This is a genomic window from Acidobacteriota bacterium (assembly GCA_018268895.1).
In the GTDB taxonomy this organism is placed as follows: Bacteria; Acidobacteriota; Terriglobia; order Terriglobales; family Acidobacteriaceae; genus Edaphobacter.
In genome coordinates this window covers 1-23,054 of record JAFDVP010000009.1, presented here as the reverse complement: position 1 = coordinate 23,054, position 23,054 = coordinate 1, and the positions used below count along the sequence as shown (strand labels likewise).

Below are 23,054 nucleotides of genomic sequence, written 5' to 3'. Positions count from 1 at the left end.
TTTAACGGCTCCACTTCGCCACACAAACAAAACTCCCCTCCTTAGCCACATCTCCCCTGCCGTCATACTTCGCCACCTGCGGGTAAGGACACAGCGGGCGCGTCATCACCGTCTTCCTCTCCGCGCCTTTGCCTTCGATCTTTGCCGCCGTCAGCACTCCCGGGGCGCTTCCCTTCTCCACCCAGCCTTCGAGAGCCGTAAACACATCGTGCTCCGCGTCGCCGCGCGATCCCATCCCCTCGCCGAACTCCGTCGCTCCTGGACCCTCCGAACAGTGCTGCATTCCCGGAACCATATAGAGACGCACGCTACCGTCCGCTGCGCCCTGGCCAATCTTTCGCACCGCGGCGTTGTAGTAGTCCACCGTCATCAGCGCTGGAATCCCCGGGTCGTTCCACCCGTGATAGAGCACCAGCTTTCCGCCTCGCGCAACAAACGGCGTCAGGTTCGCGTCCGTCGAGTCCAGCGCGTCCGCCGTCTTCGTGAGAGCCAGCTTGTAGTCGCGGTCAAAGTCGAAGTCCTTCGCCGTCCACTTCGGATCGTCGAAGATGAAGTTGGAGAAGTAGCCCTTGGAGTAAAACACCATGGCCGCCTCCTTGTCGTCGCCCGTGATCCACCGCGTCCAGCCGTTCTGCCCCTCTTCCGCTCCCGGCAGCAGCCCGGGAAACACCACCTTGCCCGCGTCATCCACCGTCCCGCGATAGAGCCGCTTCACCGTCTCCACCTGCGGAGCCGTCAGGCAGTCCTTCGCATCTCGCGCCTTGCACAACATCGCCGCCGGATCGAACCCGCACGCACGCGGATCGTTGAGCACGCCGTCCTTCACACCATCCTTCGTATCGCACGCCGCCCTCACCGCCGCCGCCAGCGCCGGAACCTTCTCTGCAGGCAGAGCGCTCCCTGCGTGTGTCTCGATCACGTGCCTGTTCGCCGCCGCGCCCGACAACAACCCCGTCCAGTTGTACGCCGGAGCGCCCGCCAGAATCCCGTCATAGTCCGCCGGAAACCGCTCCGCCTCCATCAACGCCTCGCGCCCGCCGTCCGAGCAGCTCGTGAAGTAAGCCTTCTCCTGCGCCTTGCCGTAGAACGCCTTGACGACTTCCTTCGCCTGCACTGTCATGTCATGCACAGCGCGCCAGCCAAAGTCCTTCACCTTCTCCGGATGCCCCAGCGCAAAGTCACCCTTGCCGCCGACGTGACCCGTGTCCGTGCCCACCGTCGCATATCCCTGCCGCACCGTCTCGGCCATCGCGCCGTAGTAGATCGACCCGGCAAAACCGCCGTTCCCCTGCGCGCGTAGCCTGCCGTTCCACCCTGCGAGCGGCAGCCAGACCTCCGTCTTGATCTCTGAGTCGGCAGAAGGCGTGTCCTCGATCTGCACCCGGCAAAAGGCAGGAATCTTTGCTGCGTTAGAGACCTTCATCTCCTCCAAATCAGCAACGGTGCCCAGCGCCGCCCGCGTCACCTTCGCATGGTCGAGCGTCACCCCTGTTAGCTCACCGCATCTTTTCTCGGCCGCAGGCTGTCCCCACGCCGTCGTCGCTGCCATCGCTGTTATCAAGCTGAACAGAACCGCTTTCATTCCGCCTCCATTCCAAATCACCCAAAAACTGTCATCCTGAGCGAAGTCATTGCAAAAGCCCGGGTGCCCCATCCTTCACGCAGTGAAGGGTGGGATGAATCCTACCCGCAGGTGCAAGCTCTGTCATCCCAACCGCAGCTATTAAACCATCCCGACTTTACTCGGTTATTCTTTCTTTGCGTCAACTTCCGGCATCTCAACCTTCAGCGAACTCTTTTCAGGAGAAAAGCACCATGCGCCTTTCCGCAGCAGCTCTCGCGATCAGCCTCGTAGCCATGCCCGCCTTCGCGGCCAAGACCAAACCTCTGGTCGTCCACCTCAAGACCTCCGACGGCAAGGACGCCGGTACTGCCGCCTTCACCTCCAAAGGCGACAAAGTCATCATCAAGGTCAATCTCAAGAACCTGCCCATGGGCGAGCACGCCGTCCACATCCACCAGAAGCCCCTCTGCGAAGCTCCCGACTTCAAGTCCGCGGGCGGCCACTTCAACCCCACCACCAAGCAGCACGGCCTCCAGAACCCGATGGGCCATCACGACGGCGACCTGCCCAAGAACATCACCGTAGCGGGCGATGGCACCGGCTCGGCGACCTTCACCGTCGACTACATCTCGCTCGCCCCCGATGCGCCTAACTCCATCCTGGCCAATGGCGGAACCTCCTTCATGGTCCACGAGAAGGCCGACGACATGAAGACCGACCCCACCGGCAACGCCGGAAACCGCATCGCCTGCGGCGTCATCACCGCGCCGACGATGATGGACGACACACGGAAGTGATTCGGAGCCAGAGAGGCGGGGAGTAGCTAAAGGGTGTCATCCTGAGTGAAGGGGTCGCGCTTTAGCGAACCCGCAGTCGAAGAGCTTGCCCTGAGCTTGTCGAAGGGACCTGCATTTTTCCTGTGCGCGGGCAGATTTTCGCTGGGGAAAGAACGAAAATGCAGGTCCTTCGACTCCACGGCTACGCCACTCCGCTCAGGATGGCACGAACTGAGGTGTTCTTCGTTACAACAGCTACTATTCGTCTTATTTTCAATATCTTACAGCTCAGTGAACAACTCCCGTCGCCCATGCGTATACCATCCGCATGGGCGTTCTTCACATGGCGATTCCGGCCCCCGGCCACAGCATCCGGCCCAGGCGCGCCCCCCGGCCGTCACAACAGGTGCAGGTTCTTCGTTCCACCCCGGATAACCCTGTCGCTACCCAGTCTTTAACAGCCCCTGCGCGCGGTACACTCTTACAACCGTCCAGATCATTTGAGGCAACGTTGGAGCGCACGCCCGAACAGGAAGCCGCACAGGAAGCACTCGCCAAACTGGTCCGCCAATGTATCGCCGGCGACTCCCAGGCGTGGCAGCAGCTTGTCGTCTCCCAGCACCGGCGCATCTATGGCATCTGCTATCGCTTCACCGGCTCCTCGAGCGACGCCGAGGACCTGACCCAGGACGTCTTCCTCAAGCTCTACAAGAATCTTTCGAGCTTTGACCTGCAAAAGGGCAGCTTTCAGACCTGGATCACCACGCTGGCGCGCAACCTGCTTGTCGATCACTTCCGCCGCACCCGCCTCGACCGCGCCTCCGACTCGCTCGACGCGAGCTTCGACGGCGAAGAAGATGGCCCCACCATGGCCGACCGGCTCGCCGACCCCCGCGAGTCCCAGGAGAAGCATGTCGCGTCTCTTCAGCTAAAAGCACGCATCCAGGATGCGCTCAAACAGCTCTCGCCCGAGCTTCGCGAGGCTGTGATTCTTCGTGACCTTGAAGATATGGACTACAAAGATATCGCGCAGGTACTGCGCATTCCCGAGGGCACGGTAAAAAGCCGTATTAGCCGCGGTCGCGGGGAACTTGCAAGATTATTGCAACGTATAGAAAAACAGATGTAGAAAGCCTGAAAGCAGTCGAAAACAGGCGTGATAGAAAGAGAGGTGGTTGAAGGTGGCAGACATCAACAAATTCGGTAACGCGCAGCCTTTCGGTGATGCCGCTTCGGCCATCTGCGCCCAGTGCGAGGCCATGCTGGCCGAAGTTATCGACGGCGCCCTCACGCCCGACGAGCAGGCCGTCTTCGACCGTCACCTGGCCACCTGCGCCGACTGCTCCCGCATGTACATCGACGCCCGGCGCGGCGCCGAGTGGCTGATGCGGCTCAAGACCCCGCAGCCCGAGCCCCCGGCCGACCTGCTGGAGCGCATCCTTGCCGCCACCGGCCCGGCCGCCAACTCCGTCTCCGCGAACTCCACGCAGGCCAATCCGCTCTTTGGGCAGCCCATGCTCACCCCCGCGGCCGCCTCACCCGCCGTCTACACCGCGAGCAACGTGCTGCCCTTCCGCCAGCGCGTCGCAAATGCCTTCCGCCTCCAGTCCGTCCGCCACACCTTCATGCAGCCACGGCTGGCCATGACGGCGGCGATGGCCTTCTTCTCGATTGCGGTCACGCTCAACCTTACCGGCGTGCATGTAACGCAGCTTCGCCTGAGCGACCTGAAGCCTTCGAGCCTGAAGCGCAGCTTCTACGACACCAACGCGCGCGTCATGCGTTCGGTCGACAACCTTCGCGTGGTCTACGAGCTTGAGTCGCGCGTGCAGGACCTGCGCGGCGACGACTCCGGCGGCAGCACAGCCCCGGCCAGCGCCGCGCCAGCAGCTGCTCCCAATAAGAACGCCCCTTCAGGCGACCAGAAGCAGGGCGATCAGGACGACCAGAAGTCCCCCGCCCAGCAGAAGCAGAGCGCACCGCGTCCCCGTTCCGGCTCCAGCAGCGTCATGCCGCGTCACGCGCTGCAATTTACGGCATCGGCATCGCAGAACGAACAGTCCGGCCCCTCCCCCCAGCCGGCCCGTCATCTTGAACAGGTCTCATTTGTCTCTATTCCCAACGTCTTCAGGCAACGCCAGCAAGGGGGCCAGGCATGAACTGCGCCAATCATCCAGAGCGGGAACGCACCGCCTTCTGCCAGAACTGCGGCAAACCACTCTGCCAGGAGTGCACCCGCGTCGTGGGCACAGCCATCTACTGCGAGCCCTGCCTCGCCTCGAAGATCTCGGGAGCGGCTCCGCCTCCTTCATCCGGCCCCTACCCTGACCCCGGCCCGAACTATGCCGCCGCCGGCGCGATTCCTCCGCTGCCGCCAACCGGCGCGCCCAACCCCGGCCTCGCCGCCCTGCTCGGCTTCATCCCCGGCGTCGGCGCCATGTACAACGGCCAGTTCGCCAAGGGAGTCGTCCACCTCATCGTCTTCGCCGTCCTGGTCTCGCTGGCCGACAACAGCAGCATCTTCGGCATCTTCGTCGCTGGCTGGGTCTTCTACCAGGTCTTCGAGGCCTATCAGACCGCCGTCGCGCGGCGCGATGGAACCCCGCTGCCCAATCCCTTCGGCCTGAATGATCTCGGCGAGCGCCTCGGCTTCGGCAAGTCGTGGGCCTCGGGCGGAACCTCCACCCCGGTGCCGCCCCCCGCCGACGCCTACGTGCCCCCGGCCAATCCGTACACCCCTCCCGCTGCCGCTCCGTTCGCCCCCGCACCGGGCGCAACGCAGCAGCCCTGGGAGATGCCGTGGCAGAGCTACACGCCCCCCGCGGCCAACCCCTACATGAATCCCCCGGTCTTCGACCCCGGTGCATACCCCGCGCCTCGAAACCGCTTCCCCGTCGGGGCCATCTGGCTCATCGGCCTGGGCGTGCTCTTTCTCGTCGGCAACGCCGGAATCTTCCACGGCTTCCCGCACATCTTTCTTCCGCTCTTCCTCATCATGCTGGGCGTCTGGATCTTCTACAACAAGATGACCGCCACCGGCTCTACGCTCGCCAACGACGGCTCCGCCTTCTACCGCATGCGCCTCTTCTGCGCCCTGCGCGGCTCCATCTGGGTCATCCTCGTCGGCGTCATGTTCTTCCTCGCCGAGTTCCGTATCTTGCCCTTTGGAAGAAGCTGGCCGCTGTTCATCATCGTCGCCGGCCTCATGGTTCTCGCGGAGAAGACGGTCTACAGCTCAGTACCGGCGACACCGGCGTACCCTCCCTACCAGGCGCCTCCCGCCGCTTCCACGAGCTCCGTTGTTCCGCCTTCGACGCTGGAAGACACGCCCGGCCAAAGCCATCCGAACCAGAACGACCAGGAAGGGCGCTAGACGACCATGGCCACCCAACCACCACCGTACCCGCCGCCTCCCGGTCAGTATCCTCCGCCACAGGGCGACTGGCGCTACCAGCGCCGCGTCATGCGCGAGCAGGCCCGCCTCCAGCGCGACTACTATCGCGCCCAGCAGCAGGCCTACCGCGCGCAGATGCGCGGCAGCCGCCGCACCTCCATCGTCGGCCCGCTGCTGATGATCGCCGTCGGCGTCGTCTTTCTGCTCATCCAGACCGGCCACATCTCCTCGACCTTCTTCTGGGGCTGGTACTCACGCTGGTGGCCGCTGCTGCTGGTCGGCGTTGGCGGCATCATGCTGCTGGAGTGGGGATGGGACAGCTACTTTCACGGCGACGAACCCGTGTTTCGCCGCCGCACGCTCGGCGGAGGCGTCTTCGCCCTGCTGCTGATCTTCGGCATCACCGGCATCGTCTTCAGCGGCGTACACGACGGATCATGGGCGCGCCGGTGGCACATCGATCCCGACAACATGGACCAGTTCCTCGGCGACAAGCACGAGAGCGATCAGACCCTCGCGCAGGCCTTTCCCGCCAATGGCTCCCTGACTGTCGACAACCCGCGCGGCGATGTCACCGTCTCCGGCACCAGCGACGACAACCAGATCCACATCGACGTGCACAAGCAGGTCTATACGCGCTCGGACTCCGAGGCCGACTCCCGCGCACAACAGCTTTCGCCGAAGATCGACACCGATGGCGACGTCGTCAAGGTCTCGCTGCCTTCCATCGAAGGCAGCCGCGCCGACATCTCCATCACCGTCCCGGCGTCGGCCCCGGCAACCGTCTTCTCCAACCGCGGAGACGTCCACGTCGCCTCCATCAAAGCGCCAGTCAACGTCACATCCAATCACGGCGACATCACCATCACCGGCATCACCGGCCCCGTGATGGCCCGCATCAACAACGGCGACTCCTCCTTCTCCGCGCACTCGGTCACGGGGCCAGTCTCTATCCAGGGCCGCGCCCGCGACCTCAGCTTCTCCGAGATCACCGGCACCGCCACCATGGACGGCGAGTTCTTCGGGACCACGCACCTCCAGCACATCACCAGCAACGTCCGCTTCCACACCAGCCGCACCGACCTCCGCTTCGGACGCCTCGACGGCGAAGTCGAGATCAGCCCCAACGCCGACCTCTCCGTCGATCAGGCCGTCGGCCCGCTGACCCTGGCAACGCGCAACCGCAACATCACGTTCGACCGCGTCGCCGGCGACGTCTCCGTCACCAACCGCAATGGCTCGGTCGACATCACCAGCGCGCCCCCACTCGGCAACGTCACCGTCGAGAACCGCAACGGCTCGGTAAGCCTGATGCTGCCGGAGCAGGCCGGCTTCACCGTTCAGGCCGAGACCACCAACGGCGACCTGGAGAATGACTTCGACCTCGCCCAGACCGGCGGCGACGACTCCAACCACAAGTCCTACTCCGGCACCGTCGGCAAGGGCGGCCCGCTGGTCCGCATCACCACCAGCCAGGGCGACATCAACCTGAAGAAGGCCTCCATCGCCCCGCTGCCACCCGCACCGCCGCCTCCGCCGCGCATCTCCATCAACGGCGATAACGGGGCCTCCGTCTACGTCGGCAAAGACGGCGTCAACATCCGAGGCGAAGATGGATCAGCCGTCATCGTCGACAAGAGTGGCCTGCGCATCAACTCCAGTCCCGATGGCTCCAGCGTCTATATCAACAGAGGCACAAAGCTCACGACCCAGGTCGATGGATCGAAGAGCTACGTCGGCCCTGACGGCACCCGCTACGACACCCACCCCGACGGATCGAAGGTCTACATCGGCAAAGACGGCACACACATCACCCTCAACGCCGACGGCTCCAAATACGCCACCAGCCCAAACGGTCACTCGCTGACGGACGCCGAGATCAAGGCCCGCCTCGCTCAGGCCGAAGCCCTCGTCAAAAAGGCCATCGCCGAACGGACCGCCGCAGAGAAACGCTAGCTCTTACGTTCGACCTGAACACAAGGTACTGGAGATCCCAGTACCTTGTGTCATTTTGATCATTCAGTTTGCCCTCCTTGACATGCAACCAAATGGTTGCATAAAATCTCCTCATGAACGCCGACATCGTCTTCAAGGCGCTCGCCGACCTCAGCCGCCGTCAGCTTCTCGACCGCCTCTTCGCTCGCAACGGTCAGACGCTGAACGAACTCTGTGTCGGTCTGGACATGACGCGGCAGGCAGTGACCAAGCACCTCCGCATCCTCGAGACAGCGAACCTCGTCGTCACCCGCAAGCGTGGCCGCGACAAACTCCACTTCCTCAACCCCGTACCCATCCACCAGATCGCCGATCGCTGGATCAACAAGTATGAGCGCATGCCCCTGCGCACGCTCGCCGATCTCAAACATTCACTTGAATCCGCACGCCCACGCAAAGGAGATGCCTCATGAGTTCCAAAAATGCCGCCGGCCAGCCCTTCGTTTACGTCATCTACATCCGCACCACCGCCGAAAAACTGTGGGAAGCGCTCACCAGCTCCGACTTCACCCGCCGTTACTGGTGTGAGGTCACGCACGACACCACATGGAAGACCGGAACCCCGTGGGCGCTCAAGACTCCCGACGGCCGCGTCGCTGACACAGGCAAGGTCGTCGAGTTCGATCCGCCGCGCCGGCTCGTCGTCACCTGGCAGCACGAGTTGATGCCCCAGTTCAAGACCAAAGGCCACTCACAGTGCACCTTTGAACTTGAGCCTGCCGCCGATGCCGTCAAACTCACCGTTACGCACGCTCTTGGCACCATGGATGCCGCCGACGCCAACACGCCGAAGTTCTTCGAGTCCATCGGCGGAGGCTGGCCCGCCATCCTGTCGAGCCTCAAGAGCCTGCTCGAAACCGGAGATGCCCTCGAGGCCACCAAACACTGGCCCAAAGATATGTAACTTATTAAGGCACAGATAAACCGGCTCCCAACGAGGGCCGGGCATCTGTGCCTTCTCTTCCGTAGTATCGTGGTCGAATAAGATCGAGGGCGGGCCATGAAGGTGCAACGCAGAGAACTTCTTAAATCGTTAGGCGCGGCAGCAGCAGCTTCGACCCTCGCCGCCGCCAACACTCAGGCGCAGAGTGCCTCGAAGAAGAGGCCGCCATCTCCCGCGCGACCCAACATCCTCGTCTTCCTCACCGACGACCACGGCCAGTGGCTCCAGCAGGCGTATGGAAACTCCGAGGTTCATACGCCCAACATGAGCCGCATCGCGCGCAGCGGCGTCCGCATGGCCAACGCATTTACGACGTGCCCCGTCTGCTCGCCCGCGCGGGCGAGCTTCTTCACCGGACGCATGCCCTCGCAGCACGGCATCCATGACTGGATCGAGGAGACGAAGCAGGCCTACGCCTATCCCTGGCTCAAGGGCCAGACGCTCATCTCCGAGCTGATGCGCAGCGCCGGATACCACACCGGCCTCGTCGGCAAGTGGCACTGCGGCGAAGAGCGCGAGCCGCACCCCGGCTTCGACTCCTGGTTCAGCTACTGGATCAACCAGTACCCGCACAACGGCAAGCAGCAGTTCTCCGACAACGGCAAGCAGGTCGTCGTCGAGGGCCTTCAGTCGCCTCTGCTTACAGAACAGGCGCTCAACTTTCTGCGCTCGCACTACGCGGAGCGGCAAACACAAACGAAGCCGTTCTTTCTCTTCGTCGGCTACACCGACACGCACTCGCCGCACACCGACATGCCCTCCGACATCGTCGCAAAGTACAACGATGCAACCTTCCGCGACATCCCTCGCGAGCGCTTCGCCGCCGCCCACGGCAAGACGGCCATCCCCGTCTCGTCCGATCCCGCCGTCGAGCGGACGAAGCACGCGCAATACTACGCGGCGGCCTCCGCCATCGACCGCGAGGTCGGCCGCGTCCTCGACGAGTTGGAGTCGCGCGGCCAGCTCGACAACACGCTCGTCGTCTACACCGGCGACCACGGCCTCAACGCCGGTCATCACGGCTTCTGGGAGAAGGGCAACGCCACCATCCCGCAAAACTTCATCGAGGAGTCGATCCGCGTTCCCTGCGCCATCGCATGGCCCAACGGCGGTGTGCCGCGCGATCTCGTCTCCGATCTCGCCGTCAATCACTGCGACCTCTTCGCCACGCTGCTCGAAGTCGCAGGCGCATCTCCCAACGCAGAGACCGCGCGCACAATCAACTCGCCGGGCAAGTCGTACCTCCCTCACCTGCGCGGCAAATCCACGCCCCACGACGACACCATCTTCTGCGAGTACGGCAACGCCCGCATGATGCGCAGCGCAGGCTACAAGCTCATCCTGCGCTATCCGTTTCGCGGCGTCGGCTTCCCCAACGAGCTCTACGACCTCAAGGCCGACCCGCGCGAGACCGAAAACCTCTACGCGCAGCCGCAACACGCCACTCGCATCGAGCAGATGACGGCCGTGCTCAACCGCTTCTTCGCAACCTACCGCGTAGCGGAGCACGACGCGCTGGACCTCGACCACCAGCCGCTGGCAACACCCGCAAGCCCCTGGCTGCTGGCACTAAAACAATAAGCCGGGTGCCTCATCTTCGCGACGGCTTCATCGTCGCTAAGGTGGGCTTGCAGGGTTTCAATGAAGAAGAACGGCAGCATTCGAGCTTCGCTCGAATGCCCACACATGCGATAAAGCCGCTTGTGTGGAGCACCCAGTGCTGCCGAGAATGATCGGGTACCCCATCCTTCGCGGCAGCGAAGGGTGGGATGTATCACCTTCCACCGGCATGTGCGATCATTGCGCTACGCCGTGTTGAGGTGAGCGATGTCCTACAGCGCCTTCCGCACGTTACTATCCATCTCCGCCGCCGCGCTCTGCACGCTCCACCAGCCCTGGCTTACGGCGCAGGAGATCGACCGCACTGTGCTCCCCATTCCTCCAGCTCCCTTTCGCGGCACCATCGGCACCACCTACGCGACTTCAACGCCTTCGTCCTCTCCTCTCGTTGAAGCGCCCGCCGGCGCGCCCAACGTTCTACTCGTCCTCATCGACGACGCGGGCTTTGCGCAGTCCGGCACCTTCGGCGGCCTCATCCCCACGCCGACGCTCGACCGCCTCGCCCAAAGCGGGCTTCGCTACACACGCTTCCACGTCAACGCGATGTGCTCGCCCACGCGCGCCTCGCTGCTCACCGGACGCAATCATCACAACGTCGGCATGGGCACCATCACCAACTGGAGCACCGACTATCCCGGCTACGACGCCGCCATTCCGAAGAGCGCCGCGCTCGTCTCCGAGGTGCTCGGCGACAACGGATATGCGACCGCCGCCATCGGCAAGTGGCACCTCATCCCCGAGCGCGAGGTCACGCTCTCCGGCCCCTTCGATCACTGGCCCACGCACCAGGGCTTCAACTACTACTACGGCTTCCTCAACGGCGAGACCAGCCAGTGGTTCCCCGAACTCACACTTGGAACCCAGCCCGTCGAGATGGTCGCGCCGCCCGGCCGCAAAGACGACTACACCCTCAACGAAGACCTCGCCGACCACGCCATCCAGTGGATCAGTTCGCAGCGATCGCTCGCGCCCAACAAGCCCTTCTTCCTCTACCTCGCGACCGGCGCAACGCACACGCCGCTGCAAGCGCCGAAGGCATGGATCGACAAATTCAAGGGCCAGTTCGATATGGGGTGGGACCGCTATCGCGAGCTCGCGCTCGAGCGGCAGAAGAAGCTCGGCGTCGTTCCGCCTGACACAAAGCTGACTCCGCGACCAGCCTCCATCCCCGCGTGGGACTCGCTCTCCGCCGATCAGAAGAAAGTGTCCGCGCGGCTGATGGAGGTCTTCGCCGGGTTCATGGCGCAGACTGACCACGAGATTGGCCGCGTCATCGACGCCATCGCCGCGACCGGCCAGCTCGACAACACACTCATCATCTACATCGCAGGAGACAACGGCGCCAGCCTTGAGGGCGGGCTTAACGGAGCCGTCAACGCCATGAGCGAGATCAACGGCATCCATCAGAGCACCGCCGAGATGCTCGCGAAGCTCGACGAGCTTGGCGGCCCGCGCACCACGCCGCACTATCCCGTCGGATGGGCGTGGGCCGGCGACGCTCCGTTTCAGTGGGGCAAGCGCATCGGCTCGCACCTCGGCGCGACGCGCGACCCGCTCGTCATCTCGTGGCCCAGCCGCATCAAAAAAGCCGGCGAGATTCGCACCCAGTTCGAGGACGTGACCGACATCGTGCCCACCATCCTCGAAGCCGCGAAGGTTCCGCAGCCCGTCTCCGTCAACGGCGTAAAGCAGCAGCCGGTGGACGGCATCAGCATGACGTCGACCTTCGACTCGGCCACCGCGCCCGGCAAGCGCACAACGCGGGTCTTCGAGATGATGGGCAACCGCGCTATCTACAACGACGGATGGATCGCCGCCGCGCGCAGCGGCCTGCTGCCGTGGGTCTACTCCACCGAGCCCGAGAGCATGATGAAGCAGCCCTGGGAGCTGTACCACATCGACAACGACTACTCCGAGGCCGACGATCTCGCACAGAGGATGCCCGCCAGGCTGCACACGATGCAGACGCTCTTCGACACCGAGGCGAAGAAGAACCACGTCTATCCGCTCGACCCGCGCATCGCCGGAAGGCAGGAGCGTCCGAAGCAGAAGCACTTCACCTACTACGCGAAGACGGGGCACCTCTACCTCTCGCTCACGCCCGTCTACGAGAACCACTCGCACACCATCACCGCCTACGTCGACATTCCCGCCGGTGGAGCGAACGGCGTTCTGCTCGCCGATGGCGCCGAGGGCGGCGGCTTCTCGCTCTTCCTCAAGGACGGCCGCCCCACCTACACCTACAACTTCTTCCAGCGCACGATCACGACCATCGCCGCGCATGACCCGCTTCCTCCCGGCCCGGCGAAGATTCGTATGCAGTTCGACTACGACGGCGGCGGTATAGGCAAGGGCGCGACCGCCTCGCTCTACGTCAACGACAAGCTCGTCGACAAGGCGCGTATCGAGCGCACCGTCCCGCTCGGCTTCTCCTTCGAGGACACCTTCGACATCGGCGAAGACAGCGCCTCGCCAGTCGGCGACTACGAGAGCCCGTTCCCGTTCACCGGAACCATTCGTCACATCGACTTCGACATCCTCAATTAGGTCCGGGTGCCCCATCCTTCGCAGTCTCATCGCGAAGGGTGGGAATGTATGACCTCCGTCGGGTGCACCATTCATGACGCAGTTTTATCGCGGCATGAGTGGGCATTCGAGCGAAGCTCGAAACCAAACCCCCTTCCCGCCCGCAACTATGCGAAGATCATCTGCACACGCCCATCAAGGAGCACCCATGCGCCGCCGTTCCTTCATCGCCACACTTCCACTCGCCGCCGCCGGGGCTGCATCCATCGCCAGGTCCGTCGAAGCTCAAAGCGTCAGCGCGCCCGTAGCCTCGCCGCCGCTCGAAAAATTTCAGCCCGCGAATGCAGAGCGCTTCACGCGCCACGACGTTCACGCAGGCGACCGCCCTTCCGGAGCGTCGTTCGCCACGCGCTCCGCATCCATGGGTCGTAGCGGAGCCGCAGGGACCGCGCACCCCATCGCCACGCTCACCGCCATCGAGATCCTCAAGCGCGGAGGCTCCGCCGCCGATGCTGCCGTCGCAGCCAACGCCTGCCTCGGCTTCCTCGAACCCGTCAGCTCCGGCGTCGGCGGCGACTGCTACGTGCTCGCGTGGGACCCGAAGCAATCGAAGGTCGTCGCGCTCGCCGGTTCAGGACGCTCGCCAAAATCTCTCTCGCTTGAGACTGCACGCTCTCGCGCAAAGAACGGCGCGCTGCCCGCGCTCGGCGCCGTCGCCGTCTCCACTCCCGGAGCAGTCGATGCGTGGTGGAACCTGCATCAGCGCTACGGCAAGCTGAAGTGGGCCGATCTCTTCGAGCCCGCGATCCATCTCGCCACATCGGGCGTACCCGTGCCGCAGACCATCGGCTATTACATCAAGCGCAACATGGCCGCCTTCGCGCGTCCCGGCGCGGGCATCGAAGAGATCGCCAACGCCTTCCACACCTGGGCTCCCAACGGCAAGGCCCCCGGCGAAGGCGACGTCTTCCGCAACCCCGACCTCGCGCGCACCTACAAGCTCATCGCCGAGGGCGGACGCGACGCCTTCTACAACGGCCCCATCGCCGACACCATCGACGCCTACTTCAAACGCATTGGAGGCTGGCTATCGAAGGATGATTTAAAGGACCAGCACGCCGAGTGGCTCGACCCGCTCTCCACCACCTATCGCGGGGTCGAGGTCTTCGCCATGCCCGCTAACACGCAGGGCCTCGCCACGCTGCAGATGCTCAACATCATCGAGAACTTCGACCTGCGCGAGATGGGCTTCCAGTCCGCGCAGTCGCTGCACACGCAGATCGAGGCCAAGCGCCTCGCCTACGAAGACCGCGCCCGCTACTACGCCGATCCACACTTCGCGAAGATCCCCATCGACTGGCTCAAGTCGAAGGAGTACGCGAAAGAGCGCGCGAAGCTCATCAAGCCAGACAGCATCCTCACGCCCATCTATCCCGGCCAGGCGCCCGCGCACGGCGACACAACGTACTTCACCGTCGCAGACTCCGACGGCCTGATGATCTCGCAGATCCAGTCGAACTTTCGCGGCATGGGCTCGGGCCTCGTCGCCGACGGACTCGGCTTCATGTTCCAGGACCGCGGCCAGCTCTTCTCGCTCCAGGACGGCCACCCCAACATCTACGCGCCGGGCAAGCGTCCCTTCCAGACCATCATCCCCGGCTTCACCTGCAAGGACGGCAAACCGTGGATGTCCTTCGGCGTCATGGGAGGAGACATGCAGCCGCAGGGCCAGTCGCAGATCGTCATCAACCGCGTCGACTACGGGCTCGACATTCAAGCAGCAGGCGACAGCCCACGCTGGCACCACGAAGGCTCGTCGCAGTCGATGGGCGAAGACCCGGCAGGCCTCGGGCCCAAGGGAATTCTCAAGCTCGAACACGGCGTCCCCGAAGCCACGCAGAAGGCGCTCGCCGCGCTCGGCTGGCCCATGGGCGCAAGCGACGGAGGCTTCGGCCGCTACGAGTGCATCGAGCACCGCACGAGCGGCAACGACCGCTTCTACTCCGCCGCCAGCGAGATGCGCTGCGATGCGGTGGCTCTGGCCTACTAAATGTGACGACGCACAAAACCGGTGCCCAATCTGTCGAGGGATTCATCTCCAATCAACGGAGCGCAGCACTCGAGCGCGCAGTCACGATGCCGATATTATCGACTCCTGCCCGATGACCATCGTCGATCACCTCCGCAACCGCTGAGAAGTCCAGGCCGGCGTCGCCTTTGACGAACATGACCTTACTGCTTCTGACTGCGAAGATCTCCGTCAGCTTCGGCTCAATCGCTGCTTTATCGAAGGCGACCCCGTTGATCTTGTACGTTGCACCGTTGCTGCCGCCCGCGACAACCTGAACCACAACAGGCTGAGGAGTTGCCTCCACTCGCTCGTTCTTCGGAGGCTGCGGCACCAACGCATCCAATCCCTGAACCAATGCAGGCTGTATGACCATGAAGATGATCAACAACACCAGAAGTACATCGATCAGCGGAGTGACGTTGATCTCCGCACTCAAACCTCGGCTGCCACCGGATGACATGCTCATGTCGTGCCTCCTGATTCACTTTGACACCAGCATGCGCGTGAAAGTTCCAACCTGTGTTCCTGATACAGTTCTCTTCATGCCACGCCCGCCTGTCTCGCAGGACCTCAAGCGCCGCATCCTCAAAGACGCCCTTCGCAAAGACGAGCAGCGCGACGATGCGTTCCGCCGCATCATCCGCTCTGTGCCGCGCGGCAAAGTGACAACCTACGGCAAGGTTGCAGCGGCGGCGGGTTATCCGCTGTACCATCGCGCCGTGGCGAAGCTGCTGCGCAACGCTCCGCTGCAAGGGCTGCCCTGGCAGCGCATTGTCGGCGCAGGCGGTGAGATCAAACTGCGCGGCGAAGCAGCAGGCGAACAGCGCCTGCTGCTGGAGATGGAGGGCGTCAAATTTCGCGGCAGGCGCGTCAATATGGCGCTCTACGAGCACACGCTGCGCAGTTGGGAGACGCTGAAATAGCGCGCCCATTCGTTGCCGGGCGTCAACAACCAAATTGACCCACGGCACTACCGCTCTCGCGCAGGTAGTGCGCGGGCGTAGCAGACGTGATACATTTGCCTACACTTCCGGCCCCGTCTCTCAATCTGCTCCAGCGAAGAGGTTTGACGTGCCCAGAGATCTTTCCACCACACTCCCCCAGCCAGTCTTCAACGAAGGCAACATCACCCCCGACCCAACGCGCTTCAAGGTCAAGCATCCGTCGGACACGCAGCAGTACAAGGCAATCCAGAACCTGCTGAAGAAAGACACCGTCGGCTTCGAGAGCTCGCGCGTGGCGCCGGACGCGCTGTTCACGTTGCAGGAGGCCTACGGCCCGCATGGCCCGGAGATCGTCTCCAGCATCAAGGCCGCAAAGAAGCTCGTCTTTCACGCGGCTGGCGACACCGGCGCTTCGAACGAGGGCAAGTACGGCAACGAAAGAAACGTCGCCGACCAGGTTACGCAGGACTGCCGCACTGCAGACGCCGCCAATCGCGCCATGTTCTTCTTCCACCTCGGCGATGTTGTCTACGACTTCGGCGAGTCGAAGTACTACTACGACCAGTTCTACGACCCGTACCGCAGCTACCCCGGACCGATCTTTGCCATACCGGGCAATCACGACTCATTCGTGATTCCGAACACACCGGCGGGAAGCACGCCGCTCGACACCTTTACGCGGAACTTCTGCGCCACGGCGCCGACCATCACACCCGAGGCCGCGTCGCTGCATCGCACGGCGATGACGCAGCCGGGAGTGTACTTCACGCTCGATGCGCCCTTCGTCCGCATCATCGGCCTGTTCAGCAATGCGCTGGAAGATCCCGGCGTCATCTCCAGCGAGAAAGGAAAGTGGCCCGGCGTTCCCGACGTGCAACTGGATTTTCTTGCGGCGCAACTGGCGCGCATCAAGAAGGAGAAGTATGCGGGCGCGGTGCTGCTTGCAATGCACCATCCTCCTTTCAGCTATTCGCCTCCACCGAAGACACCGGGAACGGGCGGCAACCACAGCGGCAGCCCGAACATGCTGGCGCAGATCGACACCCTCTGCGCGCAGGCAGGCGTCTATCCGCACGCGGTCCTCTCTGGCCACGCGCACAACTATCAGCGCTACTCGCGAATCATTACCTTTGGCGGAAAGGACATCGAAGTGCCCTTCATCGTATGCGGTGATGCCGGACACAATGTCAACACCATGGTGAAGGGCCGCCGTGGCGCGCCTGCGCAGGAGCCGAACTTCGGTACGGACGTCACCTATATGGAGTCAAAAACTGCTGCCGTCAAAACCAAACAGCTCATCCTGAAACACTACGACGACACGAACTACGGCTACCTGCGGATTACCGTCGATCCATCCAGCCTTATAATCGGCTTCCATCAGGTGGGCCAGTCCGTTCCGCAGTCGCGCGTGGATATGGTGACCATCGACCTGAAATCGCATCAGGTTATCGGCAACTGAGACGTACACCCTGCTGACGGGCTGCGGCATTCGTCACAAAAAGAACATTTTCCCAAGCTGCCTTTTAACCGCATGGAATGAGACCGTCTCCTGCAACCCCATCAGGCCATCTTCATCTCATAAGAGGAGAATCTCGCCGCGTTGCACGATTTTTCTTTCCTCCCGGCCCTGACACATATATCAATACCTCAGTAGAAGATTCCGGTGCCCCCTTCCAATTGCAGAGCAGCAACGCTGCCGTTTCCTTTAAGTACGGCAGTGCCCATGGGTAAACGATATGGATTTTCCTTTCAACGCTGGAGAGAAGGGGCAGCCAACGGAGGAGCTTCGACTTCTGGGGCTCGCCGTCGACGCGACCAATCGCGCCATCCTGATCCTCGATGAAGACCGGCGCATCATCTATGCGAATCACGCCTTCACCGATCTCTTCGGTTACACGCGCGATGAGGTTACAGGCAAGCGCCCCTCCGAGTTTCTTCCCGGGCCCGACACAGACACCGCTACCTTCGAGCGCCTGCGACAGGGCGCCTGGCACAATCAGGTCGTCCATGGCGATACGCTGCTGTACAGCAAATCGGGGCGCGAGATCTGGGTCTCGGCCAGCGTAAGTCCCATCAGGGACAAGGACGGCCAGGCAACGAACCTCGTCATCGTCCTCGTCGACATCACCGAGACCAAGCAGATTCAAAACCTGCAACGTGTCGTTCTCGAAGCCGTGGCCAGCGGTCTGCCGCTCGCAGGAGTTGCCGACCTGATCTGCCGCCGCGTCGAAGCCATCTCGCCCGGGGTGTATTCGTCCATGTTGCTGGTCGACGATGAAGGACGCCTTCACCCGCTCGCCGGCCCGAGTTTACCTCAAGCCTACTCAGCGTCGCTCGGCGGCCGGCGTATCGGTGCGCGCGCCGGATCATGCGGCACCGCAGCATACCTGGGCAAGACGGTCATCGTGACCGACATCGGCACGGACCCTCTTTGGGACGACTTCAGGTCTCAGGCGCTGCTTCTGGGCTTTCAGGCCTGCTGGTCGTCGCCCATCAAGATGCGCGACGGCCGTGTGGCCGGAACCTTCGCCTTCTACTACAAGGAAAAGCGCGGCCCCAGCGCCTTTGAGATGGAGCTGGTCTCGGCGTGTCTTCATCTCAGTATGCTGGCGATCGAGACCGACGACGCGCGGCAGAAGATCGCGCAGCTCTCGCACTTCGATACCCTGACCGGCCTGCCCAACCGGCAGTCGCTCTACGACAAGGCCAGCGACCTTCTTCCCGTCGAACAGGGCAACGAGACCGCCTTCTTCGCGCTCGACCTCGACCACTTCAAGGACATCAACGACACGCTGGGCCACTCCGTTGGCGATCGCATTCTCATCGAGGCGGCATATCGCCTGCAGAAGCTTACGCACCCGCACGGCATTGTGAGCAGGACCGAAGGCGATGTCTTTATGATTGTGCTGCCCAACTGCAACGTGTCGCGCGCCTCGGCGATGGCCGACAGGATTCTCGATGCTCTTCGAGCGCCCATCAACGTCTCAGGCCTCTCACTCTCAACCTCAGCCAGCATTGGCATCAGCATTGCACAGGACCAGATGGCGCCGGGAATCTTCGCAGAGCAGGCCGTCTCCGCGATGCAGCAGGCAAAGTCCGCTGGCCGCGCCTGCTACTACTTCTACAACCCGGAGCAGAACCAGATTGCGAAGGACCGTCTCATCCTTGGCAATGCGCTGCGTTCGGCGTTCGCCAGCGAATCGATCCACCTCGTCTATCAGCCGAAGGTGCAGCTCAAAACCCTGGAGCTGACTGGCGTCGAAGCGCTCAGCCGCTGGAACGATGCGCTGCTGGGAGAGATCGCGCCCGGCAAGTTCATCCCGCTTGCCGAAGAGATCGGCCAGATCGAAGCCATCGGCTACTGGAGCCTGCGCGAAGCCTGCCGCCAGATGGCCGCCTGGCGCAGGGAAGGAGTTGCTGTTCCCAATGTCTCCGTCAACCTGTCTCCGCTGCACTTTCTCAACCGCAGCCTGACGGCCTTCATCGCGGGTATTCTTGCGGAGTTCCATCTCTCTGCAAGCTGCCTGACGATTGAGATCACCGAGGGCGTCATGGTGGGCCAGAACCAGGAGAGCCTCGCCACCGCCATGGCGCTGCACGACATCGGCGTCGCGCTCTCGATCGACGACTTCGGCACCGGCTTCTCCAGCCTGTCGCGGCTGGCGCGGCTGCCGGTCAAAGAGCTGAAGCTCGACGACAGCTTCGTCCGCAACATCGAGGAAGACCCCAACGCGCAGGCCGTGGCCACCGCCGTCATCTCCATCGGCCACAGCCTGGGAATCACCGTCGTCTCCGAGGGCGTCGAGACGGAAAAACAGGCGCGGCTACTGGAACGATTAGGATGTGAGGTCGCTCAGGGATTTCTATTCGGCAAGCCAATGCGCGCAGATGAGATGGAAGCCTACCTCGCGCACAGAGAGACCAGGCTATCGAGAGATTCGGATTAGGCGCGCATCCTGTGTCATTTTGGCTTATTCCTAGAACGATTGGCTGCTCGCTATTTTCTTGGCTCGGTATTGGCTCGGAGTATCTTGAGGGCGTTATGAAGAGACCCGCAGGCGTTACAGTTCTAACTGTTCTCCTTCTCTTGAATGCGGTCTACAACGTGTTAATTCTGGCGACTCAAATGGCTCGGCCCGCGATATGGCCAGGTGACGTCGAAACCCTTCAACGATTGATTCCAGACATTCATACATATAAGGGGGCAGTAACCGCCTTCTTTTCGGTTTTTGTCGCAAGTGCTTCTGTCGCAATTGGTTCGGCTTATGGCAGCTCAAAAGCTGGGCACGATGGGCACTCCTGCTCGCGACAGGAATCCCACTTGGACGCCGAATAATGGGCCTGTGTCTGACCATGGCGTTCAACTCGTATGTCTCAGGAAATTTGTTCGGGACAGCGTTTTGGCTTTGGACGTTATCGTATGCCGCAGTCGTGTGCATCTACTTCAACCTCAGGTGCAAGCTGCATTCTCGGACAATGGCACATTCTAGTGGCCAGCACTATCCCAGGACGGGTGGCCCACATCTGACAGATCTACCACATTTGGGTGCCCCATATCTGGCGGCGTTTCGCTAGATGTGGGATCATTCGCGCGAAAGCGCGAACCGCGTCCGAATCGTTGCCAGGTGCCCACATCCCGCTTTGAGATGCGGGGCTTGCAGGAATTTTCTCACTTCACTGCATAGAGTTGCTACGGATACCTTCATGCCCAGAGGGCTGTGCGCCCAGGATCATTCTGGATGACCTGGCAGGGGTGGTGTATCGCCAACGATAGAGAGATAAAGACGAGTACTTGAGATTCTTCGGAATAAACCCGACCATTCCCAGTTACCCACTGGTAGTGGGAATGATTCTGCCACTGCAACCAATATCTGGCCCGCTCTGGCTTTCTCACTGAATCCAACAGCGAGGTATCCCCATGACAAAACGATCGTTAGGCTTCGCGCTTCTGTGCGCCGGTCTCTGTATCTCCGTCCCCGCCTTTCCCCAGGTTGTGGCGGCAGATGCGCTCTCATCCACACAGCCCGTCAATCCAGTCATCGAATGGAACAGGACACTACTGAAGATCGTCAGGACGCCGGGAGCGCAGCCGGCCACAATCCACTCAACGCGCAACTTCGCCATTCTGCACATTGCCATCTTCGATGCCGTCAACAGTATCGACAGGGACTTCAGGCCGTATGCCGTTCGACTGCCTCATGCCTCGCGAAGGGCTTCGATTGCTGCCGCGGCAGAGCAGGCCGCTCACGATGTGCTGGTCTCGCTCTACCCTTCGTTTGCAGCGACGCTCGACTCCGAGCTTCGACAGGACCTCGACCAAATCTCCTACGGGCAGGACAAGAACGAAGGCATCGAGGTCGGTAAGGCCGTTGCTGCAGCGACGCTGGCATCGCGGAGCAAGGACGGATCGCAGCTGATGCTTCCTCCATTTGTTCCAAAGCAGGGGCCGGGACAGTACCAATTGACACCGCCAAATCATGCGCCGGCGGATTTCATTCAGTGGCCCCAGGTCACTCCGTTCGCCATCGCGCGCGCCAACGAGTTTCGTCCGCTTCCGCCACCGCAACTAAACAGCAATGAGTACACGCGCTCGTTCGACGAGGTCAAAGACCGCGGGTTTGTGGACAGCACAACGCGGACGACCGAGCAGACGCAGATCGGGCAGTTCTGGAATGGCAACATTCAGGACTTCTGGAATGAGATTGCGCAGACCGCGGCTCTACAACAGCACCTTGATCTGGAGCGAACAGCTCATCTATTCGCCCTGCTGAATATCACGCTCGCCGACACCACCATCGCCTTCTTCGAGGCGAAGTATACCTACGACTTTTGGAGGCCTGTCACCGCCGTTCAAATGGCGGCTACCGACGGCAACCCTGAGACGGATCCCAATCCGACCTGGCTTCCACTTACAACCAAAACCGTGCCCGACCCATCGTACCCCGGCGCTCATAGCGCGATCAGCGCCGCCGCAACCGAGGTGCTGGAGCTATACCTCCATCGCCGCATGGACTTCGATGTCACGTCGGAATCGCTACCGGGAGTAACGCGCCACTTTACCGGCTTTTCAGAGGCGGCTGAGGAGGCTGGACTGAGCAGAATCTATGCTGGACAACATTTCCGCTTCGACCATGTTGCAGGAAAGCGATTAGGCCGGGAAGTGGCGCTAACAGTCTTGTCCACAGCATTGCTACCGAGACTCAATCCTGAATTCGACTAGAGTATTTCCCTTATAGGGTGTAGTTCTCGCTTTCAGGGCCGAAGGCCCGCCAACATACCAGCCTGGGTCGAAGGCCCAGGTTTACAGGCCGACGATCAACCAGAGCGCTGAAGGCGCGACACACCTTCTCGGACATGAACTACACCTCAAGGGAAAACTTTCTAGCTGTCCCCCCGGACGCTTCACTAAAACGCAGAAAAGCCCCATCCAAGGATGGGGCTTTTCAAAATAATGCCGGCGATCACCTAATCTCCCACACACTTACGCGTGCAGTACCATCGGCCCAACGAGGCTTAACTTCCGTGTTCGGGATGGGAACGGGTGTGACCCTCGCGGTAAACTCACCGGCAAACTTGAGAATTTCGCTCGCGCGATACTCCACAACTGAATAGATTGAGCAGACATTTACCAAATTTGCGTATTACGTAGTCTTTATAACTACAAAGCTTGTATTGAATGTCTCTAGCGCGAATATTCTTCTGCGCAGAGTAAATTCTATGGACAAGCCGAACGGGCGATTAGTACTGGTAAGCTTCACACATTACTGCGCTTCCACATCCAGCCTATCAACCAGGTGGTCTTCCTGGGCCCTTCATTTCCCTTACGGGTTGGGAGATCTCATCTTAGAGCGTGCTTCCCGCTTATATGCATTCAGCGGTTATCACAACCGAACTTCGCTACCCAGCCGTGCCTTTGGCAAGACAACTGGAACACAAGAGGTTCGTCCATCCCGGTCCTCTCGTACTAAGGACAGCCCTCTTCAAATCTCCTACGCCCACAGCAGATAGAGACCGAACTGTCTCGCGACGTTCTGAACCCAGCTCACGTACCACTTTAATAGGCGAACAGCCTAACCCTTGGAACCTTCTACAGCTCCAGGATGTGATGAGCCGACATCGAGGTGCCAAACCATTGCGTCGATATGAACTCTTGGCAATGATCAGCCTGTTATCCCCGGCGTACCTTTTATCCGTTGAGCGATGGCCCTTCCATACAGAACC

16 protein-coding genes and 2 rRNA genes are annotated in these 23,054 nt (G+C 61.8%); 14 read left to right on the top strand and 4 right to left on the bottom strand.

Annotated elements, in window-relative coordinates; genetic code table 11:
- Position 1: 1 nt before the first annotated feature.
- Positions 2-1,582 carry a tannase/feruloyl esterase family alpha/beta hydrolase gene (locus tag JSS95_11995; GenBank protein MBS1800532.1) on the bottom strand — a complete coding sequence of 527 codons (1,581 nt, stop codon included), beginning with the start codon at positions 1,580-1,582 and terminating at the stop codon, positions 2-4.
- Positions 1,583-1,815: 233 nt separating this feature from the next.
- Here JSS95_11995 and JSS95_11990 point away from each other — a divergent pair, with 233 nt between their 5' ends.
- The 10 genes from JSS95_11990 to ggt all read left to right on the top strand — a co-directional run bounded on the left by JSS95_11990 (position 1,816) and on the right by ggt (position 14,868).
- Entirely contained in the window at positions 1,816-2,361 is a 546-nt protein-coding gene (locus tag JSS95_11990) for a superoxide dismutase family protein (protein ID MBS1800531.1), read from the top strand.
- 307 nt (positions 2,362-2,668) lie between these two features.
- On the top strand, positions 2,669-3,469 hold the full coding sequence (locus tag JSS95_11985; protein MBS1800530.1) for an RNA polymerase sigma factor: 801 nt from the start codon (positions 2,669-2,671) through the stop codon (positions 3,467-3,469).
- A gap of 52 nt (positions 3,470-3,521) precedes the next feature.
- Positions 3,522-4,499, top strand: a complete 978-nt coding sequence (locus tag JSS95_11980; protein ID MBS1800529.1) for a zf-HC2 domain-containing protein — start codon at positions 3,522-3,524, stop codon at positions 4,497-4,499.
- Positions 4,496-5,713: a B-box zinc finger protein gene (locus JSS95_11975; protein ID MBS1800528.1), complete on the top strand. Its 1,218-nt coding sequence runs from the start codon at positions 4,496-4,498 to the stop codon at positions 5,711-5,713. The genes JSS95_11980 and JSS95_11975 overlap by 4 nt, the downstream gene beginning before the upstream one ends.
- Positions 5,714-5,719: 6 nt before the next feature.
- Positions 5,720-7,690, top strand: a complete 1,971-nt coding sequence (locus JSS95_11970) for a DUF4097 family beta strand repeat protein (protein MBS1800527.1) — start codon at positions 5,720-5,722, stop codon at positions 7,688-7,690.
- Between the two features lie 113 nt (positions 7,691-7,803).
- Complete coding sequence (locus JSS95_11965; GenBank protein ID MBS1800526.1) at positions 7,804-8,142, top strand: helix-turn-helix transcriptional regulator; 339 nt, start codon at positions 7,804-7,806, stop codon at positions 8,140-8,142.
- Entirely contained in the window at positions 8,139-8,633 is a 495-nt protein-coding gene (locus tag JSS95_11960; protein ID MBS1800525.1) for an SRPBCC family protein, read from the top strand. The genes JSS95_11965 and JSS95_11960 overlap by 4 nt, the downstream gene beginning before the upstream one ends.
- A 102-nt stretch (positions 8,634-8,735) precedes the next feature.
- Complete coding sequence (locus tag JSS95_11955) at positions 8,736-10,253, top strand: sulfatase-like hydrolase/transferase (GenBank protein ID MBS1800524.1); 1,518 nt, start codon at positions 8,736-8,738, stop codon at positions 10,251-10,253.
- Between the two features lie 246 nt (positions 10,254-10,499).
- The gene (locus tag JSS95_11950) at positions 10,500-12,839 is read left to right on the top strand and encodes an arylsulfatase (GenBank protein MBS1800523.1); all 2,340 of its coding nucleotides are present in this window, start codon (positions 10,500-10,502) and stop codon (positions 12,837-12,839) included.
- 187 nt (positions 12,840-13,026) lie between these two features.
- Complete coding sequence (gene ggt / locus JSS95_11945; GenBank protein MBS1800522.1) at positions 13,027-14,868, top strand: gamma-glutamyltransferase; 1,842 nt, start codon at positions 13,027-13,029, stop codon at positions 14,866-14,868.
- A gap of 52 nt (positions 14,869-14,920) precedes the next feature.
- On the opposite strand, the gene JSS95_11940 is transcribed toward ggt, so the two are convergent.
- On the bottom strand, positions 14,921-15,355 hold the full coding sequence (locus JSS95_11940) for a biopolymer transporter ExbD (protein ID MBS1800521.1): 435 nt from the start codon (positions 15,353-15,355) through the stop codon (positions 14,921-14,923).
- Between the two features lie 76 nt (positions 15,356-15,431).
- Here JSS95_11940 and JSS95_11935 point away from each other — a divergent pair, with 76 nt between their 5' ends.
- The 4 genes from JSS95_11935 (at position 15,432) to JSS95_11920 (ending at position 22,053) form a co-directional block, all read left to right on the top strand.
- A complete protein-coding gene (locus JSS95_11935; protein ID MBS1800520.1) occupies positions 15,432-15,812 on the top strand; it encodes an MGMT family protein in 381 nt (126 codons plus the stop codon).
- Between the two features lie 148 nt (positions 15,813-15,960).
- Positions 15,961-17,292, top strand: coding sequence for a metallophosphoesterase (locus tag JSS95_11930; GenBank protein ID MBS1800519.1), 1,332 nt, complete (start codon positions 15,961-15,963; stop codon positions 17,290-17,292).
- Positions 17,293-17,569: 277 nt separating this feature from the next.
- Entirely contained in the window at positions 17,570-19,780 is a 2,211-nt protein-coding gene (locus tag JSS95_11925; GenBank protein ID MBS1800518.1) for an EAL domain-containing protein, read from the top strand.
- Between the two features lie 971 nt (positions 19,781-20,751).
- Positions 20,752-22,053 (top strand): phosphatase PAP2 family protein, encoded by a 1,302-nt coding sequence (locus JSS95_11920; GenBank protein ID MBS1800517.1) that lies wholly within the window; start codon positions 20,752-20,754, stop codon positions 22,051-22,053.
- A 232-nt stretch (positions 22,054-22,285) separates the two neighbouring features.
- Here the strand turns inward: JSS95_11920 and rrf are convergent.
- Positions 22,286-22,402 (bottom strand): 5S ribosomal RNA (gene rrf, locus JSS95_11915).
- 148 nt (positions 22,403-22,550) lie between these two features.
- A 23S ribosomal RNA gene (locus JSS95_11910) occupies positions 22,551-23,054 on the bottom strand; the annotation flags it as partial.

Coding starts and splice junctions, on each gene's coding strand:
- JSS95_11995 (MBS1800532.1), bottom strand. CDS start 1,582: ATGAAAGCGGTTCTGTTCAGCTTGATAACAGCGATGGCAGCGACGACG.
- JSS95_11990 (MBS1800531.1), top strand. CDS start 1,816: ATGCGCCTTTCCGCAGCAGCTCTCGCGATCAGCCTCGTAGCCATGCCC.
- JSS95_11985 (MBS1800530.1), top strand. CDS start 2,669: ATGGGCGTTCTTCACATGGCGATTCCGGCCCCCGGCCACAGCATCCGG.
- JSS95_11975 (MBS1800528.1), top strand. CDS start 4,496: ATGAACTGCGCCAATCATCCAGAGCGGGAACGCACCGCCTTCTGCCAG.
- JSS95_11970 (MBS1800527.1), top strand. CDS start 5,720: ATGGCCACCCAACCACCACCGTACCCGCCGCCTCCCGGTCAGTATCCT.
- JSS95_11965 (MBS1800526.1), top strand. CDS start 7,804: ATGAACGCCGACATCGTCTTCAAGGCGCTCGCCGACCTCAGCCGCCGT.
- JSS95_11960 (MBS1800525.1), top strand. CDS start 8,139: ATGAGTTCCAAAAATGCCGCCGGCCAGCCCTTCGTTTACGTCATCTAC.
- JSS95_11950 (MBS1800523.1), top strand. CDS start 10,500: ATGTCCTACAGCGCCTTCCGCACGTTACTATCCATCTCCGCCGCCGCG.
- ggt (MBS1800522.1), top strand. CDS start 13,027: ATGCGCCGCCGTTCCTTCATCGCCACACTTCCACTCGCCGCCGCCGGG.
- JSS95_11940 (MBS1800521.1), bottom strand. CDS start 15,355: ATGAGCATGTCATCCGGTGGCAGCCGAGGTTTGAGTGCGGAGATCAAC.
- JSS95_11935 (MBS1800520.1), top strand. CDS start 15,432: ATGCCACGCCCGCCTGTCTCGCAGGACCTCAAGCGCCGCATCCTCAAA.
- JSS95_11925 (MBS1800518.1), top strand. CDS start 17,570: ATGGATTTTCCTTTCAACGCTGGAGAGAAGGGGCAGCCAACGGAGGAG.
- JSS95_11920 (MBS1800517.1), top strand. CDS start 20,752: ATGACAAAACGATCGTTAGGCTTCGCGCTTCTGTGCGCCGGTCTCTGT.